The organism is Ruegeria sp. HKCCD8929 (assembly GCF_013031405.1).
In the GTDB taxonomy this organism is placed as follows: domain Bacteria; phylum Pseudomonadota; class Alphaproteobacteria; order Rhodobacterales; family Rhodobacteraceae; genus Ruegeria.
On sequence record NZ_WPZY01000014.1, the window covers coordinates 92646 to 110413 of the forward strand.

The following is a 17768-nucleotide window of genomic DNA, read 5'->3' on the forward strand; positions in this document are numbered from 1 at the left end:
ATCAGGTCTCCAGCAATTGGGCGAAGGCGGTGGCGCGGGCGGTGGCTGCGGCCGAGACCCGCGCTGCCCGTTGGCTCGCCCGTGCGCGCAGGGCATCGAGATCGGTGCTGTATTGCACAAGGGCCGCGTCCAGAGCCGCCGGGGCGGGGCCGCCAATGCGGTCGCGGCGCGCAACAAAGGTTTCGGGGCTGACGGCGGCTCGGAACCCCTGCTCGTCCGTCGCGGGCGCGCGGGAGGTGGCGGCGCGGAAGGCCGTTTGGAACGCGCCGAACCCCCCGGACAGCGGCTTGCCGTCCAGATCCCGTGCAACATGGGCGGCGATGTCATGCGCCTGGCGAAAGGTCAGCCCCTCGTCCCGGACCAGCGTGTCGGCAAGCTCCGTGATGGTGATGCTGGCCGCATCCGTGTTCCGGCGCACTCTGTTCGAGTTGATCGAACAGGCGGGCAGGAATGCGGCCATCAGCTCAAGCACCCGGCCGCCGCTTTCAAACGCGGCGTACCCGGCCTGCTGCACTTCGCCCTCGCTGTCGTTCATGTCGGTGAACGGCGTGTTGTGCATGGTGTTCACCACCATGTCGCAGCGCCCGCAGGTGACCGAGGCAAGGTGGCGCATATGTTCGGTCGGCACCGGGTTGCGCTTTTGCGGCATGATCGAGCTGATCTGGACGAGCGCATTGGGGACGTAGAGCTGCCCGACCTCGAAGCTGGACCAGAAGGCCAGATCCTGCACGACGCGGCCCAGATGCAGGAACACCAGTTTGATGGCCGAGTAGAGCCCGGTGACATAGTCGACGGACGCGATGCAGCCATAGGAGTTCACTTGCGGGCCTTCGAAGCCCAGCAGTTTCGCCATGCGGGCGCGGTCGATGGGGAACCCGGATGTGGTGATGGCGGCGGCCCCCATGGGACAGTGCCCGAGGGTGTCGATGGCCGCAGACAGTCGCTGTGCGTCGCGGTTCAGCACCTCGATCATTGCGCCCAAGTAGTGACCGAATGTGGTGGGTTGAGCGGGCTGGCCGTGAGTATAGGCGACGATCAGGGTGTCGGCCTCGTCCCGGGCCTTGGCGATCAGTGCCTCGGTGAGTGACGTGATTTGCGCCAGCACAGCCTCGGCCCGTTCCCGCAGCGCCATCTTGAACACGGTGTGGTCCATGTCGTTGCGCGACCGGGCCGTGTGAAGCGCGCCGCCAAGATCGCCCAAACGGCGTTTGAGTTCGGCCTCGACATAGAAGAAGTAATCCTCATGCTCGCCGGTGTAGACGAGCGCGGGGACGTCGGTTTCCTTGTCGATTGCGTCAAGCGCATGGGCGATTAGGCCGCCATCTGTCCGGGTCAGAATTCCGGTTTCGACCAGCATCACCAGATGGGCCTGATTGATCGCCATCATATGGGCGGCGTAGTGGGTTTTGACGCCTTCGAATAGCGGCGCAAGCACGGTGTCCTTGTAGGTGGGGTCGGGAAATTTGCTGTCGTCGGTCATCCTTTGAGCCCCGCCATGACAACACCTCGGATGATGAACCGCTGGAAGATCAGGAACACGACGAGGGTCGGGATGGTGGAAATTGCCGCGCCCGTCATGATCAGTTCCCATGCGACGTCGGCCTCGTCCCCAAAGCCCGACAGGCCCACGGGGATCGTGTACATGTCCACCGAATTGGTGACGATGAGCGGCCACAGGAACGCGGTCCAGTTGCCGAGGAACACAAAGATGGCAAGGGCCGCCAGCGCCGGTTTCACCAGCGGCATGGCGACAGTCCACCAGATCTGCAACTCATTCAGGCCGTCGATCCGTGCGGCTTCGATGAAATCGTCGGGAACGCCCTCAAAGAACTGCTTCATCAGGAAGGTGCCAAAGGCCGTCATCAACCCCGGAAACATGATGCCCCAGTAGCTGTCGAGCCAGCCGAAGGCCTGGGACATCAGGTACCACGGGATCACCAGCATCTCGGTCGGGATCATCAGCGTCGACAGGATTGCGATGAACACGATCTGACGCCCGGGAAAGCGGAACTTGCACAGGGTGTAGCCCACCAGCGAGTCGAACAGGAGGTTACAGATCGTCGTGATCGTGGCGATGATGATCGAGTTCAGAAACCACAGGTAGAACCGGCCATCCTCAAGAACAAAGGTGTAGTTCTCCAGCGTCGGTTCCTCAGGGATGAGGTTGACGTTATAGACCTCATGCGGCCATTTCAGCGAGGTCGAGATCATGTAGGCGAGGGGCATCACCATCAGCACGCCGCCCAAGAACAGCAGCAACCAACGGATGATCTGCCCCATGTTGCGCGGGCGTTTGGCGGGTTGGGTGGTCAGCAGAGCCTCGGCGGAGGGGACGATATCGGCCATCTATTCGCTCCTCAGCAGACGCAGCTGAATGAGCGAGACGATCAGCAGGATGGTGAACAGCACGACGGTCTGTGCCGCGGCATAGCCCATGTCGAAACCGTTGAAGGCGGTGTCGTAGATCATCAGGACAAGGGGTTTGGTCGAGTTCAGCGGCCCGCCGGGATTGTTGGTTGTCATGTTGAAGACATGATCGAAAATCCGGAGGAACCCGATAGACGAGAAGACCACGATGAAGATGATGGTTGGGCGCAAAAGCGGCAGGGTGATCTGGGTCAGCACCGTGAACCAGCCCACGCCGTCGATCTTGGCGGCCTCGTAATAGCTGGTGGGGATCGCGCGCAGCCCGGCCATGAAGATGATCACCTGAAACCCCAGCCCGGCCCACACGGCGGGGGCCAGAACCGCCGGGAGCGCGTTGGTGGTGGAATTCAGGAATGAGATCTGCGGGATGCCGAAGCCCGCCAGTATGTTGTTGAACAGCCCGATCGGCACGTCCTGATAGAACCAGCGCCAGACCCAGGCCATGGCCACGGCAGAGGTCATGAAGGGCAGGAAGTAGAGCATTCGCAGAAAGCCGTGCATGAACCGCAGCTTGTCGAGGTGGTAGGCGATGACGAAGGACAGCACGAGGCTGACCGGTGTGCCCAGCAGCAGATAGACAAACGTGTTCCTGAAGACCTTCCAGAATACCGGATCGTTCCAGAGCTTCTGGTAATTCTCAAAGCCCGCCCATGTCCGGTCACCCAGCAGGTTCCAGTCCTGAAACGAGATCAGCATCGCGTTGGCGGTCGGGTAGAACCGGATCACGCAGTAAAACAGAACCGGCACTGCGAGAAACGCCCAGGCCCAGACGATCTGTTTCTGGCGGATGGTCAGTTTTTGATACATATGCCCTGCCCTGATGGAACACCGCCCCGGCGGGAGAGACCGGGGCGGCGAAGTCCGCCTAGTCGGCGTAGTATTCGTCGAGCAACTTTTGTTCAGCTTCGGCAGCGATGGCCAGGCTTTCGGCCGGGTCCATGTTTTCAAGCTGAATCCGCTCGACCATTTCCACCATCAACTGGCGCTGATCGGATTCGTTGGCGAATTTGGTGGTGTTGGCATAGGCCAGGCCGCGAATGAAGGGGCCAAAGGTCTCGTCATTCTTGTTCGCATCGGTCAGGCCGACCGACGGTTTGGCCGGCAGCTCACCCACCACATCCAGCCAGATCTGCATCGCCTCGTCTGACGTGACGTATTCCATGAATTTGACCGAGGCGTCGTATTTCTCGCCCTCGGCCTTGGTGGTGATCGCATTCACCCAATAGGACGAATAGTTCGACCGGGTGCCGTCCGCATTGGCGGGCAGCTCGGTGACACCCCATTTGAGGCCGCGCGTGCCGTTCAGCGACCCGATGCGGAACGACCCGTCGATATGCATCCCGGCGCGCCCGGCTTTGAACGCGGCCTGGGGTTCATCCATGAAACCGATGGCGGTGACCGGCGGATCGCCAAGGAACATATCCGTGTAGAACCCAAGGGCGGCAACACCGGCCTCGTTGTTGTAGTTCACGGTCTTGTAGTCATCGGCGTAAGGCTCGCCGCCGAACTGACGCACAAGGCCCTCGCGCCACCAATGATGATCCTGCGCGGTCATACCGGCGGTGATGCCTACCTGCGTGATGTTCCCGGCCGCATCCGTCTTGGTCAGGGCGCGGGCGACCTCCATCAGTTCGTCGAGCGTCTCGGGCGGGCTGCCGATACCGGCCTCGTCGAACAGGCGTTGGTTGTAGAACAACGCAAGACTGCGCACGGCGGTCGGCAGTGCCCAATAGGCGTCACCGTCTTTCATGGCCTGCACCATCGGGAAGAACTCGGCATCGATCTTGTCTGCCGGAAAGCTGTCGGCGGGCAGCGGCTGGATCAGCTCGGCATCGACATAGTCGTTCAGCCATCCATAGAACAGTTGCACCACATCCGGCCCCTCACCTGCCGGAATCGCCGCCGCGACCTTGGTGCGGTAATCCGCGTAGGGGAAGTGGGTCATCTTGACGGTGATGTCGGGGTTCGCGGCTTCGAAATTCTTGATCAGCGTCTCCATCGCCTCGACCCGGGCATCGAAGAAATACTGCCAGTATTCGATCTCAACAGCACTTGCGGCACTGGAAAATAACACGGCAGAGGTTGTCAGCCCGGCCAGCGCCAGGCGTCTGAAATGCGTCTTCATCTTAAGTCTCCCATATGGCCGTCGCGGTTCGTTTTCGAACTCATGGATCAGAGTTAACTCAATTGAATTGATAATTCAAATGATTTGAGTTAATCCGGTCACATGATCGTCCAAACCAAACCCAAAGGCAGCAATGCCGAGCGATCCCGGTACCGCAACCGGCAAGCGGTTCTGGGGCAGGTTCGCGAGGCTGGCGCCATTGGCCGCGCCGAGATTGCCCGCGCCCTGTCGCTGACCACGCAGACCGTCAGCAACATCATCGCCGAGCTGTGCCAGGATGGAATGCTGCTGGAGAAGGGCCGCCTGAGTGTCGGGCGCGGTCTGCCTGCGATGCAATACGCGCTGAACCCGAAGGGCGGCTATGCGCTGGGGATCGAGGTGCGCCCCGACGCGATCTTTGCCGCGCTTTTGGACATGCAGGGCAATGCGGTGGCAACCGAACGGGTTGCGCTGCGGGGCAACCGGCCCGACGCGGTGATGGACCATGTCGCGCACCTGCACACCCAGATGCTGGATCAGGAGCCTGTGGCCCGAAACAGGATGCTGGGCGCGGGCGTGGTGATGCCCGGTCCGTTTGGTGTGACCGGGATAACCGGGATGGGATCCGATCTGACCGGCTGGCAGGAGATCGATGCCGAGGCCCTGTTTGCCGAGAGGCTTGGTTTGCCCGTGGTTCTCAGCAATGACGCCAATGCCGCCGCAATGGCCGAGCGGATCAACGGGGTTGCGCAGGGCATCGCGTCATTTGCCTATCTCTATTTTGGCGCCGGGCTGGGGCTGGGGCTGGTGCATGATGGCCAGCTTGTGCGCGGCGCCTATGGCAACGCGGGTGAGATCGGTCATATCCCGATCCCGGGGCTTGGCGGCAAGCTGGAGGACGCGCTAAGCCGCCTGTCCGTGCAGCGCCATCTGCGGCGCGCCGGGAAAGAGGCGCGTGACATCGATATGCTGGATCGGCTGTTTCAACAGCGGGACCCCGACCTGATGGCATGGCTTGAGACCGCAACCACTGCGTTGGGGCACGCGATGGCGATTGTCGAGAATATGTTTGATCCGCAGGCCGTGGTGCTGGGCGGCGCCATGCCGGACGCTATTCTGGATCATCTGGTGACCCGGACACCCTTGCCGGATCTGTCGGTTTCAAACCGTCCGCACGCCCCTCATCCCCGCCTGATCCGCGGCGCCTCGGGGCGGATGACGGCGACTTTGGGGGCGGCGGCACTGATCCTGAACCGGGCGCTTGGTGCGCCCGGTTCCAACATACATTGAAGGACCCGCCATGCCGCTTTCAGATCAGGCCCGCATTGCCGCAGAACGGGACCGCCCGCGCATTGTCGCCCTGTGGCAGGCGCTGACCGCGCTGCAAAGCACGGTGTCCTTCATGAACACGGGCGCGCACCCGGATGACGAAACCTCGGCCATGCTGGCCGCCCTGCGGTTTCGGGACGGGGTGGACATCTCATATGCCTGCGCGACCCGGGGCGAAGGCGGGCAAAACGACATCGGGACGGAAAGCGGCGCGGCCCTTGGTGCCCTGCGGACCGCCGAGATGGAGGCTGCCTGCGACCGGCTTGACCTGCGGATGTACTGGCTGTCGACCGGCCCGGAGGACTCGATCTGTGATTTCGGGTTTTCCAAGTCGGGCGATGAGACGCTGGCCAAATGGGACCGCGGCCGGACGCTTGCGCGGTTCGTCGATGTGATCCGCACCGAGCGGCCCGATATCATCTGCCCGACCTTCCTCGATGTGCCCGGCCAGCACGGTCACCACCGCGCGATGACCGAAGCCGCGCATCGGGTCATGGATCTTGCCGCCGATCCCGGCTTCACGGGCAGCGATCTGCCGGTGTGGCAGGTCAGGAAGATGTATCTGCCTGCATGGTCCGGGGCGGGGCAATCCTATGACGACGATGAGCCACCGCCGCCTGCGACCCTGACCGTTCCGGCCTCCGGTCGGGACCCCGTGACCGGGTGGAGCTATGCCCGCATAAGCCAGCAAAGCCGCGTGCTGCATGCAACGCAGGGGATGGGCCGGTGGGTTCCGGCGGGGGCAGAAACGGACTTTCCCCTGCATCTGGCCCGATCCCATGTGGCCGGGCCTGATCAGGATCTGGGCGCGGGTCTGGCACTTACCTTGCGGGATCTGGATGTGCCCGGGCTGGTTGCGGTGCAGGATGCGTGCTACGCCGCGATGGCGGCGTTTCCAAACACCGCGGAGGTTCTGAGCCATGCGTGTGCGGCGGTGCAGGCGCTCCGCGAGGCAGTGCAGGCTTGCCCCGCCGAGGCGCTGCGCGAGGTCGGGCACAAGCTGGCCCGAAAAGACGAGCAATTGACCCGCGTGATCCATCTGGCAGCGGGCGTGGACGCGCGCGCGGCCTTGCAGGACGAGGTGCTACACCCCGGCGACAGAACGAATTGGCTGAGCGAGATCACGGCAGAAACCGGTGAGGTCACGGCGACCCCTCACTTGCCGGAGGGGTGGTCGGTGAGCGATGAGACCGTGACGCTGAGCGCAGAGACTGCCATCAGTAACCCGTATCCGACTGTCTATCTGCCGGGCCGCGCGGCTGCCCCTCGTGTCGATGTGGACCTGACGGTGCATGGCGTCACCACGACCCTTGGGGTGCCGTTTGAGGTGCCACCGGTGGTCTTGCCAGGGCGCTCCGCTGCGGTCTCACCCGAGACGGATTTGATCAATCTCGACGATACGCGCCGAACGGTGGAGATTGCGGTCAGTGGCACCGCGCCATCCGCAGCGAAACCGGGTTTGCGTGTGCCAAGCGGTTGGAGCGTCACTGAATACGAAGGGCGCCTGACCGTGACCGCACCCGTCGATGTGGCGCCCGGGCTCTATGAACTGGCGCTGACGCTGGATGGGCAAGATGCGAAAAGCGTGGACCTGATACGACGCGATCACACGGCGCCCCGGGCCGTGGCGCGCCCGGCGGTTGCGCAGGTGCGCGTGGTCGATGACAGGCTTCCGGACGTAACGGTCGGCTATATCGGCGGTGGGAACGATCGGGTGGGGCTCTGGCTGGGCCGGATGGGGCTGACGGTCACGGATTTGTCGAGCGCACCACTGACCGATGCCGCGCTGTCGGCTTGCGACACGCTAGTGATCGGTATTTTTGCGATGAAGTCCTGCCCCGATCTGGCCGACGCCATGCCGCGCATACATGAGTGGGTGCGCGCGGGCGGCACTCTGGTCACCCTGTATCATCGCCCTTGGGACAATTGGGACCCTGACCGGACCGCCCCTTACCGGCTGGAGATTGGTCAGCCCTCTCTTCGCTGGCGCGTGACAGATGAAAACGCCACGGTCACAGTACTGGCCCCGGATCATCCGCTGTTGACCACTCCGAACCACATTGCCGCCGCAGACTGGGCGGGGTGGGATAAGGAGCGGGGGCTGTATTTCGCCAAGGATTGGGATGCGGCTTACATCCCGCTTGTTGCGATGAACGATGCCGGGGAGGCGCCTCTGCGCGGGGCCCTGTTGGCTGCCGATGTGGGGCGCGGGCGGCACGTCCATACCTCGCTGATCCTGCATCATCAGATGGAAACACTGACCCCCGGTGCGTTTCGGCTGATTGCCAATCTGCTGGCCAAGCGTGTCGGGTGAAACGGTGCGCGCAGCGTGTCGATGAAACGTGGCGGCTGTTGATCGTCACGACGACCTGAGCGCCGTCGCATTCCGAAATCTCTTGCGACGAAACCGCTCCGACAAGTGCTCGGACCCCGGAACAGATCGGGTCCGAAATTGACGGATTTGCAATGAAAGTTGTCAATTCGCCCCTGTGGGCGATAGTCTGGCAGACGGATCGAGCGGCAGTTGGGTGGCGCTTTAGTATGAGTAAATTGTCTGAACTTATTGATAAACTGTTTCCGGCAGCACCGGAGGCTGGGCAGATTTTCGTCCCCTTGAACGTCGAAAAGGAAGTCGCCTCGCTGGGTGTGAAAAAGAAGGGTGAAGAGCGCGGCACCAAATGTGAACCGCCGCATGGACAGACATCCGACGACGCTGTCGAGATGCAGATTACCGCCCATTTCCGAGAGCGCTGGCAGGCGGCGAGCGAGGCCTATCACGCATATGTGGCGCAGTATCGGCGGCGTCTCGATCTTGCCATCGACATGGCGGGCAACGTCGAGGAGGTGGCGCTTGGCAGCGTCGGCGACTTCCTTGCCATCACCAAGGAAGCCGCGCTGCATCTTCACAATCAAAGCGTGCTGGTTTCCGACCTCGAGGACGAATACCGCCATTTTCGTCAGGCGAACCGGTTGCAGCGCACCGCCCTACCCCGGCGTAGCCATGTCTTCAATGTCGGCGTGCTACTGTTTGCAATCGTCGCCGAAAGCGTTCTGAACGGTGCGTTTCTTGCGCATATCTTTGGTGGCGCGCTGTTGATCGCGTTCCTGTTTGCCGTTGGCATCTCGGCGGTGAACGTGCTGGCGTCGCTGCTCTGCGGGATATTCTCACGCTACGTACAACATGTCGGTTTTGTGAAGCGTCTGCTGGGTCTTGTCGCGATCCTGTTCTTTCTGGCCTGGGCGGCGGGCTACAACCTGTTTGTGGCCAATTTCCGCGATGCGGCCGAGGGCATCGAATGGGAACAGGCGTTGATTGTCTCGGTGCAGAATTTCATCGCGTCGCCGTGGACCCTAGAAAACTTTCAAAGCTGGATGCTGGCCCTGCTGGGCGCGCTGATCTCGGTCATCGTTTTCATCAAGGGGGTATTGTGGGACGACTTTTATCCAGGCTTCGGGAGCCTGGCCCGGCGCCGTGAAGCGGCCAATGACCGGTTCGCGGATATGGCTAGTGAGGCCATGGATGAGATCAGGTCGGTGCGCGCCGCGCGCCGGGACGATCTGCAGGCCGCGCGTGAGCGGTTGATCATCGGGCTCAACGAGACGACCCTGATCCTGACCGAGCAAAGCTCGCTGGCGATGCAATACGCCACCTACCACCAGCAGCTTCAGGACGCGACCAACTACGCGCTGAGCGTTTATCGCGAGGCCAATCGCAGCGCGCGCCCCGACAACTGCCCGCCGCCGGAGTATTTCAACCGGCTGCACAAGCTGCCGGAACCTCAGAAGGTCGCCAATACGGAACATGTCACGGTCGAGTCGGAGAAGCTGAAGAAAGGGTTCGACAAGGCGCTCGAAAAGGCGCGCAAGGCTATTGAAGAAGCCTATCAAAGTGCGGTTACGAGCATCCCTCAATTCGATGATCTGGATCGGGCACGGGAGTAACGGCAATGGCACGCTACGGCAAAGGAAAATCCAGATCCCTGGGAAAGAGCACTGCCGTAGAGACCGCTTTCGGGCTGCTTATGGGGGCGGTCGCTTTGGGTGTGATCGCAGCGGTTGCGGGTGTCTGCGTCGTCCTGGGAGGTTGTTTTCCGACGCCGTTGCCCGCCGATCTTTGCCCGCCCACGGGGCCGACGGGCTATTTGGCGATTGTCATCGATACCACCGACAAGATCGGATCGCGCGCGCAGAAAGAGGTCGAGCGGGTGCTGGAGGCCTCTGTGAACGGCCTGCCACTGGGCACCAAGCTCGGGCTGTATCTTGTGGTCGATGAGACCGGAGACAACCCCGACGGCGCGGCACGCGTGACCGCCCTGTGCCGGCCGGCCAGCGGTGCCGACGTCAATATCTGGCTGGAAAGCAAATCCGAGGCCGAGGAGGTTTTTCAGTCCGGGTTCGTGGCCCCTGTGCGCGCGGAGCTGTCCGGCATGCTTGATGTCGAGGCGGCCGACACCTCGCCCATCGTAGAGGCGATCCAGCTTGCGACGACGGATCTGCTGCCGTTCGGGGAGAGCGACGCCCCGCGCAAGATCATCGTTGTGTCCGACATGATACAGAACAGCGAGCGGTTCAGCTTTTTCCGCGGCGACAAATGGGAAGATACAAAAGGCGAGAGCCGCGAGGCGCTTGGCATCCCGCTTGCGGGCAGCAGGGTCGAGATTGTGCGTGTGCTGCGGCCCGGGTTTTGGGACCGCTCGCCCGGTTTCGACACGGACGATGTAAACCTCTTCTGGCGCGAGCTTCTGGCTTCGGGCGGTGCTAGTGAAGCAAAGACAATTGCGCGGATACCAGCGGACTGACATGGCGATACGAGAGACAACGAAGCGCAAGGAGCGCGCAACAGGACGCGGCATTGCCGTGCTGTTCGTCGTTGTTGCAGTCGCTGGCGGTGCCGTCATCATCAGCCTGCGGATGCTGGGTTACCATCCGCTGGTTGCGGCCGGTACGGGCAGTGGACTGATCCTTCTGTATGCACTGCTGGCGATGCCGCTGAAACCCAAGGCCCTGTCGACCGGCGTGATCGGGGACAACTGCTATTACCTGGGGTTCATCTTCACCCTGACCTCGCTGGCCTGGTCGCTTTATGGCGTCGGGTCCGAGGGGCAGGAGCGCGAGGACTTTGTACTGAATGTGGTGTCGGGCTTTGGCATAGCGCTGCTGACCACGGCAGTCGGTGTCGTTTTGCGTGTGGCCCTGAACCCGGCCCGCGTCGATATGGTCGAAGAGGAACAGGCGGCGTTCAACTCGATCCGTCACTATTACGACCTGATGCAGCGCGATCTCGCATCGCTGACGGCGACCAACAAGCAGTTCGCGCTGGGGCTGAAAGCCTCGTTGAACGAGTTCCGCCAGGCGTTCCACGCCGACCTTCGCACCGAGGCCGAGGCGCGGACGAAAACGACGCTGGAGATCATCGGCGACGCCGAAAAGCGATTTCAGACGCGGCTGGCCGAACTGGATTCCGAACTCAACGAGCAACTCACCAGCGCGGTCACCCGCATGGGGCAGGAGGCGGAGGGCGCGACCGACCGGGCGATCTCGGCCGCATCGCGCACGGCACGCACCCGTCTTGCGGCGACCATGCGCGAATTTCGGGCCGCAGCGGCGGCCACTGGAGAAGACTGCAATGACGCGATGGAACGCACGGCATCGGGCGCAACCGAGACGGTGGATACGCTGAGCGAAATGCTGACCAAGCTCGACAAGGCGACAACCAAGCTGAATGCGTCGGCGGCAACACTGTCCGAAAGTGTTCCACGGCGCACCGGCGATCTTGTGACGGCGGTGCAGGCCAATATCGATGCAATCTCGAAAGCGCTGGACGATCTGGAGGCGGCGAGCAAGACGGTTTCCGCGCGAATGGCCACCTTGAGGAGCCACGCCGATCAGATCGAGCGGGATCTGCCATACTCGGAACCAGCGGGCCGGGGGCGCTGGCCATTCAGATGGATTTCGCGGGGGCGGTAACATGTGGCGCCAGCGATTTGACCGATCGGCACACCGAGACGATGCCCAATTCCGGCGCGGCTCTGTTCTGGGGCTGACCTTTGGCGAGGTCTTTCTGCTGCTTTCTTTTGTCCTGCTGCTGCTGCTTGGATTGCTCGAAGTTCAGCGCCGCGCCGATCGTACCGATCTTGCGGGCCTGCGCCCGTTTGAACCTGCGGTCGAGGCCGCGACGGAAAGGAACGTGCCCCCGAAAACGCTGCAACATCTCATCGAGGGGCTGGCTCCCGAGGATCTCAGGGATCCGGAGATGGTTGCAGATTACAGCCGGACGATCACGACGGCGCGGAGCCAGGGCATCGAACCCGACCGCTTCGAACAGTTGCTGTCGGCGGTTGCCGACCGCCCACCGGAAGATATCGACTTTGTCCGCTCGGACCTGGAAGCGGGCGAGTTCATTCGCAAGAAGGCCCAGGGTGTGGTTCCGGGCGAACTAGCCGACTGGCTGATCCTTGAGCCCGAAAAGCGGGATCTGGCGCTTGAGATTGCCCGCGGCGCCGATGAGCGCGCCATCGACCGTATCCGCGAGGTGCTGGGCCGCGACATCGCCCTGCGCGATGACGTCACCGGTGCCGTGCAACGTGCGCTTGGCGATCTGGTCAGCGAAAAAGGTGGCAGTATAGACAGCGCCAGCGGTTCGATATCGCTGCCGGACGACGTTCTGTTCGAGCCGGGCTCTGCCGAACTCACACCAGAGACGCTTTCATTTCTGATCGAATTCTGCGGCCCGTGGATCAACGCCATTCACGGTTTCAGCGATCGGATCGCCGAGCTGCGCATCGAGGGGCATGCCTCGTCCGAATGGTTTGGCGCCACGACGCCGGGCACGGCCTATCTCAACAATCTCGACCTCTCGCAACGGCGTTCTGCGGAAGTTGTGCAGTTTTGCCTGTCACAGCCGATGTCGCCGGGCATTGCGGGATGGGCGCGCGCGAGGCTGGTGGCCGTCGGTCATTCGTCGTCGCGCCCGGTTCTGCAGAACGGAGAGGAGGACCGGGTGCGCAGCCGCCGCGTGGTCTTTGGCTTCGAGACCGACAAGCAGCAGGTGCTGGAAGACATCAAGCGCAATATCGCGGGTCAACCGGCCCCGGCTGCGCCTGCAGTGGCTCCCGCGTCCGAGCCACCGGCGCGGGTTGAACCGGAACCGGAGTTGCCGCCGATCAAGCCGCGCTATGCGGGTCCGGCGCGGGTCGTCGAGGCGGGCGTGATCTCGGTGGAAAGTGCCGAGCTGAGGCTGTCCAACGTCGAAGCTCCGGATATCGAGGCCACCTGTCGCGATGCGCAGGGTCCGCTGCGCCCGTGCGGGCGCATTGCGGCGATGCGCCTGGCGGAGTGGCTGGACGGGTCCGACGTTATCTGCGAGTCGGCAGGTCAGGGCCGCGACGCCACCGGCCGGCCACTGGCCCATTGCCGGCGTGGCGGCACGGATGTCGGTGACTGGCTGATCAAGGCGGGCCACGCCAAGGTTGCGGAGACGTCGGAGAATTAAGGTCAGAGGAATACATCCCAGAACACCTGGGTCAGCGTCTCACGATAAAAGGTGACGATCTGCCCCATATGGGCAAGCCGGCCAGAGAGGTCCGGCAGTACGCTGGCGTGCAGCCCGGAGTGGTCAACCGCGACACCGCCGCAGCTTGGCAGCACGAGGCGGACCCGGCTTTGCCCGTATTCCGGGTCGTCCTTTTCCGGCCAGCGCCGGATTTCGGAAATCCCATCCAGGGTTGCGGGCAAGGATTGCGGGCTCACGGAATAGTCTTCGATCAACCAGCGCGGGCGAAACCCGGCGGCGCCGAAGGCATCCCTGTCGACCATCAACCGCGCGAGCGCGGCCCAGCGGAAGATTTCTTCGAGATCGGCATAAACGGCGTGCTCAGGCTCAGCCGCGATGGCGCGGTAGTTGCGTGAGAAGGCGCAGGAAAACTGGCGGGCGAGGTCGTTGGGCTCAGCCGCGGCGACAACTTCGCCTTCACGGGTCAGGAACTCGGCCTCATCGAGCAGCACGACATTGGCGGTTTCCAGCATGATGACGTGGTCATCCGCCGTCACACGGTGGGTGCCGGCGGAGAACCAGAACCGGGTCAGCCCGCCGATTGCGTGCTCTGCCTCGCCGAACTGCGCGGCGTTCCGCGCGGCCTCGAGGGACAGATCCGACAGCGATGCGTACCCCGGCAGGGCGATTGCGACCTGACCGTTGACGAAACGCTTCATCTTGTAGTCGGCCTCGAGCATGATTGCCGCCGCGCGGCTTTCGGGTACTCCGAGGATGCGCACATCCTGCGGCACCTCGCAGAACTCGGGCCATTCGTCTGCGTAGTCTTCAAGCCCGCCGGTGAGCTGGTCGAGCTCTTGCAGACGCGCGATTGTCTCGGGACGCGGATCGATCGACACGCCGGGCGCGGTGTACCAGATCGTATTGCCCTCACGCCTCGCATAGAGGTTGAGCGCATTGCGCAGCATCACCACGAAATCATCGAGGTCGAGCGGGCGACCGCCCTCGGCCCGGTGGCCAACCAGAATGATGTCCTGCGCCTGTGTATCGACAACGAACCCGTCAATCGAAGTCAAATCATAGAGCGACCTGCCCGGGGCCGTGCAAGCTGCATCGCCGCCGCACTCGACAAGCTCGCGTTCAAGGCCCTTGAGCGATACGGCGCGGTCGATCTCGGGCCGCTTGATCTCGGGCGGTTCGCAGGCGGTGTCCTGTGAGTTCACCGGGGCGCTGAGACCCGCAGCAAGACAGGCGCATATGCAGACCGCGCGCCAGGTCACGGCTTGAGGTCGCAAGACGCGTTTGCGTTGAAATCGCACTGGCCCAGCAGGGCACGGACACCGGCCGTCGTGCCGGGTTCACCGGTTGTGAAAACCGGAGAGATGCGGACGCCGCCACGCCCGTTTTCGCCGCGCTTTGTCAGGGTCAGGAACCCTGCTTCAGATATCCGGTCAGGCGCGTGATGTGCGCCGATGGTTGGCGCGGTGCCGTCCGCAGCCTCCGCTTTCGGAGGTGATATCAGTCTCTTTGTGAAGTATTTCGCGGCTTCCACGCGGATGATCCCTTTGGTGTCCGGATAGGCTTTGTCCAAGAATGCCAGCAGTCGTTCAGAAGGAGTGAATGACCGGTAGAGCAATCTCCCTTCGGTGAAATCGACAGGGCGATATGCAATTCCGTCGATCTCGATATCCGGCAGAAAGTTGGACCCTGAAACGATCATTGGCGTAGGAGTGCTGGGCTTTCCCGTCGCGACATACAAGCCGGAATTGGCCCTGTTGACCGCATAGAGCTGTCCATCGACCAATTCCGCCGCTTCACTCTCCAAAATGAGGTCGTTCGCCGTGATTTGTTGGATGTTCGGTTGGTCGGGGGCTTCAATGCGTTTTTTTTGTCGCCGCACGATACGGCTCGGCTCTGGTAGTTCATCGCCCAGGCGAGCACTGTAACGAAAGGCCCGGCGCCAGACGACTGACAGGGCCCACATGCTGGAGGCGAGGTCGGTGAAGTCATCGGTTCGATCGAAATACTGTCGCAAATGATCAGGATCAGCGATGCCGGGCACGCCTGAAAACACGTGAGACATGTATTGATCGCGGGCCAAGATACGCCCGACCTGAAACCCGATTGTCCCACCAACGGTCCGCAACGAGACGGTCTGCAAATATGAAAAGGCGAACTGCGCCTGCAGCGTTGCAAACATCGCCGCTTGCAGCGCGATGTATTCTTTCAACGGCTCGCCCGATGCCCAGTATTCCAGCGGCCTGACCGGGCCGAGCGAAGCAATGGTTTTGGTGTAATAGGAATCCTCGACCAGGTAGCGGCCAGAGGTCCAGTAGGTCTCCCAGTCAGCGATTGCTTGCTCGGGCGGCAGTTTCCTGAGATTGCTGTCGATCAGCGCGAAGGCCTGCCGGATGAACCGGTCATTGTTCGACAGCGACATAAATTGCAACGGGTTTGGCCGCGGCAGGACGGGTGCTTCGAAGATGTGCACCCCCGGGGTTGACGGGCGCACATGAATGCCGGGATAGATCCACGCCTCTTGCGGCAAGCCTTGCGGGCCAAGCGCCAGATATCCCCAATGTGTCGTGATGGAGGTTAACCGGCCAGCGGCGTTCCGGTGAAACACAAGCGCCTGCCCGTCGGAGCCCAGAATATGGGTGATCCTGCCCGCCGGGTCGGCGCCGACCTGCATCGCACCGCGCGGGATTTTGGCGGATTCCAATCCTTCGACGGGCCGCGCGAGTTCGAACAGGCGTCCGGTGTCGTCATAGCGGGCGAAACCACGCATACCGGCGTTGTCTATCGTGAGCATCCGGGTTGCGTATGCCTCGGCTCCCAGCGCATCGGAAACGATGCCCGTGGCGCGCCCGGTCATGCGGTCGATATGCAACCGGTCGCCATTGGGAAGCTGGACCAGCGCAAACGGGCTGTCCGGGGCGGCAAATACGGCCGGATCGGTCTGAACGGTGCTCCCCTCTGCCCGGAGGTTGCCGGGCGCAAGGCACAACGCGCAGAGGGCGGTGCCCAGACGCAGCACCTGCCGGAGCGCAAACCTAGTTCGGGTGATCATGCGCATTGATGACACTCCGTTTCCGCTCACGATGGTACTGCCCGCGAGACGTTGCAGCAAGTTTGCCGGGGAACTGCCCGTTGCCTGAGGGTTTGGCTATTCAGATGGATCGCGCGGGTGAAGTCTCTCTTCTGGCGCCGGTGATCCGGCTGATATCATCGACGCAGCGACCAGATCTTCAGGTCCCGGACCGCTTTTGCGACGATGACACCCAGCAGGACCGACAGGGCGACTTTGGACACGGTCTCCATGGTCCCTTCGATCAGCAGCACATGCGCGATTGTGCCGCCAACTGCGACCAGGGTCAGTGTGACGTGCCCCCGCCGCCACAACCGCAAGGGCACACGCACGCGCATGCGCAAAACGGCCAATCCGGCTGCAGCAAACAGCGCCCACATCGCGAGGGCACCCCAGACAGAGAACGGGGTAGGCGACCGGAACAGCAACACGTCGATGACATCCGGCGGGCTGGTGATCCACAGGCCAGCAACATGCGCCACGACGGCCAGAACCAGACAACCGCCGACATAACGATGCACCCGTCTGCCGATGATCGGGCCAAGGCGCGGTAGGTATCCCGCGACCAGAACCGGCTGGACCAGCATCAGCCCCATCGCAAGGATGCCTGCGAAGCCGGATGCGATATAGACCGGTCCGCGCCATTGCAGCAGTGGGCTCATGGACGCCAGCGCGAGGGGCGTCAGAACTGCGACGGTCAGGCCGATCCAGGGCAGCAGGGCCCGCACCGGGCTTTTTTCCGTCCGCATGAGGCTCAGACGGGTTCCAGAACGAAATGTGCGCTGAGCGAGGTATCCTTGGAGCTGGCCATTACCGGGCGCAGAAACACGGTTTTGAAATCGCCGCTGTCATAGGCCAGGTGGCCATGCGCCTGACCGAATGCCGGAACGATCTGTGGCATCTCGAGGCGGAACTCGCCGTTTGCATTGGTAAGCGTCGCGCCATGACTGCGGGCGTCACGTTCATGCCCCTCAGTCGTATGGGCCCAGATCTGGATGCGCTGACCGGCAAGCGGCGCGCCATCACCGGCGCGGCGCACGGTCCCCGACATCCAGAACCCCCCGCCCCCAATACGATCCACGATCGGCGCACCCGGGCGGTAGTTGTTGGCCCCGCCGCGCATGGTCCGCGTCGGCGATAGCCCCGCGGCCCGGGCGGGCACGCTCATACCCAGGATGCCTGAAGCCGCAGCGGCGGCGGTCAGCACCATCATTTCACGGCGGGTCGGGCGCAGGATGCTCATGTCGATTTCTCCTTTTCAGCACGCAAGTGCCAGCCTTCCGGTTTGATCATGGAGCTAGGCCTGCGTGCGCAAAAATCGAGTATAT

15 protein-coding genes are annotated in these 17768 nt (G+C 62.7%); 7 read left to right on the forward strand and 8 right to left on the reverse strand.

Features of this window, described 5'->3' with window-relative positions:
- Position 1: 1 nt before the first annotated feature.
- From argH to GOX53_RS19330, 4 genes are read right to left on the reverse strand one after another with little or no spacing between them, the layout of a single operon-like run.
- Positions 2-1480, reverse strand: coding sequence for an argininosuccinate lyase (argH, locus tag GOX53_RS19315; RefSeq protein ID WP_171179232.1), 1479 nt, complete (start codon positions 1478-1480; stop codon positions 2-4).
- Complete coding sequence (locus GOX53_RS19320; protein ID WP_171179234.1) at positions 1477-2346, reverse strand: carbohydrate ABC transporter permease; 870 nt, start codon at positions 2344-2346, stop codon at positions 1477-1479. The genes argH and GOX53_RS19320 overlap by 4 nt, the downstream gene beginning before the upstream one ends.
- Complete coding sequence (locus GOX53_RS19325; protein ID WP_171179236.1) at positions 2347-3234, reverse strand: carbohydrate ABC transporter permease; 888 nt, start codon at positions 3232-3234, stop codon at positions 2347-2349.
- A gap of 58 nt (positions 3235-3292) precedes the next feature.
- Complete coding sequence (locus tag GOX53_RS19330; RefSeq protein ID WP_171179238.1) at positions 3293-4552, reverse strand: extracellular solute-binding protein; 1260 nt, start codon at positions 4550-4552, stop codon at positions 3293-3295.
- 102 nt (positions 4553-4654) lie between these two features.
- Between GOX53_RS19330 and GOX53_RS19335 the strand changes: the two genes are divergently transcribed.
- The 6 genes from GOX53_RS19335 to GOX53_RS19360 all read left to right on the forward strand — a co-directional run bounded on the left by GOX53_RS19335 (position 4655) and on the right by GOX53_RS19360 (position 13352).
- The gene (locus tag GOX53_RS19335) at positions 4655-5821 is read left to right on the forward strand and encodes an ROK family transcriptional regulator (protein WP_171179240.1); all 1167 of its coding nucleotides are present in this window, start codon (positions 4655-4657) and stop codon (positions 5819-5821) included.
- 10 nt (positions 5822-5831) lie between these two features.
- Positions 5832-8174: a PIG-L family deacetylase gene (locus GOX53_RS19340; RefSeq protein ID WP_171179242.1), complete on the forward strand. Its 2343-nt coding sequence runs from the start codon at positions 5832-5834 to the stop codon at positions 8172-8174.
- 227 nt (positions 8175-8401) lie between these two features.
- The gene (locus GOX53_RS19345) at positions 8402-9802 is read left to right on the forward strand and encodes a hypothetical protein (protein ID WP_171179244.1); all 1401 of its coding nucleotides are present in this window, start codon (positions 8402-8404) and stop codon (positions 9800-9802) included.
- 5 nt (positions 9803-9807) lie between these two features.
- A complete protein-coding gene (locus tag GOX53_RS19350) occupies positions 9808-10659 on the forward strand; it encodes a hypothetical protein (protein ID WP_171179246.1) in 852 nt (283 codons plus the stop codon).
- A 1-nt stretch (position 10660) separates the two neighbouring features.
- Complete coding sequence (locus tag GOX53_RS19355) at positions 10661-11827, forward strand: hypothetical protein (RefSeq protein WP_171179248.1); 1167 nt, start codon at positions 10661-10663, stop codon at positions 11825-11827.
- A 1-nt stretch (position 11828) separates the two neighbouring features.
- On the forward strand, positions 11829-13352 hold the full coding sequence (locus GOX53_RS19360) for an OmpA family protein (RefSeq protein ID WP_171179249.1): 1524 nt from the start codon (positions 11829-11831) through the stop codon (positions 13350-13352).
- A 2-nt stretch (positions 13353-13354) separates the two neighbouring features.
- Here GOX53_RS19360 and GOX53_RS19365 read toward each other — a convergent pair whose 3' ends face one another.
- A complete protein-coding gene (locus GOX53_RS19365; protein ID WP_171179251.1) occupies positions 13355-14632 on the reverse strand; it encodes a DUF1598 domain-containing protein in 1278 nt (425 codons plus the stop codon).
- Positions 14629-15900 carry a hypothetical protein gene (locus tag GOX53_RS19370; protein WP_171179253.1) on the reverse strand — a complete coding sequence of 424 codons (1272 nt, stop codon included), beginning with the start codon at positions 15898-15900 and terminating at the stop codon, positions 14629-14631. Before GOX53_RS19370 ends, GOX53_RS19365 begins: the two co-directional genes overlap by 4 nt.
- Positions 15901-16005: 105 nt before the next feature.
- On the opposite strand from GOX53_RS19370, the gene GOX53_RS19375 reads away from it, so the two are divergent.
- The gene (locus tag GOX53_RS19375; RefSeq protein WP_171179255.1) at positions 16006-16431 is read left to right on the forward strand and encodes a hypothetical protein; all 426 of its coding nucleotides are present in this window, start codon (positions 16006-16008) and stop codon (positions 16429-16431) included.
- A gap of 146 nt (positions 16432-16577) precedes the next feature.
- On the opposite strand, the gene GOX53_RS19380 is transcribed toward GOX53_RS19375, so the two are convergent.
- Positions 16578-17189 (reverse strand): ferric reductase, encoded by a 612-nt coding sequence (locus tag GOX53_RS19380; RefSeq protein WP_171179257.1) that lies wholly within the window; start codon positions 17187-17189, stop codon positions 16578-16580.
- A 5-nt stretch (positions 17190-17194) separates the two neighbouring features.
- Complete coding sequence (locus GOX53_RS19385) at positions 17195-17653, reverse strand: twin-arginine translocation pathway signal (protein ID WP_371810366.1); 459 nt, start codon at positions 17651-17653, stop codon at positions 17195-17197.
- Between the last annotated feature and the right edge of the window lie 115 nt (positions 17654-17768).

Excerpts from the sequence above, each read along its gene's own strand:
- argH (WP_171179232.1), bottom strand. The coding sequence starts at position 1,480 with ATGACCGACGACAGCAAATTTCCCGACCCCACCTACAAGGACACCGTG.
- GOX53_RS19320 (WP_171179234.1), bottom strand. The coding sequence starts at position 2,346 with ATGGCCGATATCGTCCCCTCCGCCGAGGCTCTGCTGACCACCCAACCC.
- GOX53_RS19325 (WP_171179236.1), bottom strand. The coding sequence starts at position 3,234 with ATGTATCAAAAACTGACCATCCGCCAGAAACAGATCGTCTGGGCCTGG.
- GOX53_RS19330 (WP_171179238.1), bottom strand. The coding sequence starts at position 4,552 with ATGAAGACGCATTTCAGACGCCTGGCGCTGGCCGGGCTGACAACCTCT.
- GOX53_RS19335 (WP_171179240.1), top strand. The coding sequence starts at position 4,655 with ATGATCGTCCAAACCAAACCCAAAGGCAGCAATGCCGAGCGATCCCGG.
- GOX53_RS19340 (WP_171179242.1), top strand. The coding sequence starts at position 5,832 with ATGCCGCTTTCAGATCAGGCCCGCATTGCCGCAGAACGGGACCGCCCG.
- GOX53_RS19345 (WP_171179244.1), top strand. The coding sequence starts at position 8,402 with ATGAGTAAATTGTCTGAACTTATTGATAAACTGTTTCCGGCAGCACCG.
- GOX53_RS19350 (WP_171179246.1), top strand. The coding sequence starts at position 9,808 with ATGGCACGCTACGGCAAAGGAAAATCCAGATCCCTGGGAAAGAGCACT.
- GOX53_RS19355 (WP_171179248.1), top strand. The coding sequence starts at position 10,661 with ATGGCGATACGAGAGACAACGAAGCGCAAGGAGCGCGCAACAGGACGC.
- GOX53_RS19360 (WP_171179249.1), top strand. The coding sequence starts at position 11,829 with ATGTGGCGCCAGCGATTTGACCGATCGGCACACCGAGACGATGCCCAA.
- GOX53_RS19375 (WP_171179255.1), top strand. The coding sequence starts at position 16,006 with ATGGGTGATCCTGCCCGCCGGGTCGGCGCCGACCTGCATCGCACCGCG.
- GOX53_RS19380 (WP_171179257.1), bottom strand. The coding sequence starts at position 17,189 with ATGCGGACGGAAAAAAGCCCGGTGCGGGCCCTGCTGCCCTGGATCGGC.
- GOX53_RS19385 (WP_371810366.1), bottom strand. The coding sequence starts at position 17,653 with ATGATGGTGCTGACCGCCGCCGCTGCGGCTTCAGGCATCCTGGGTATG.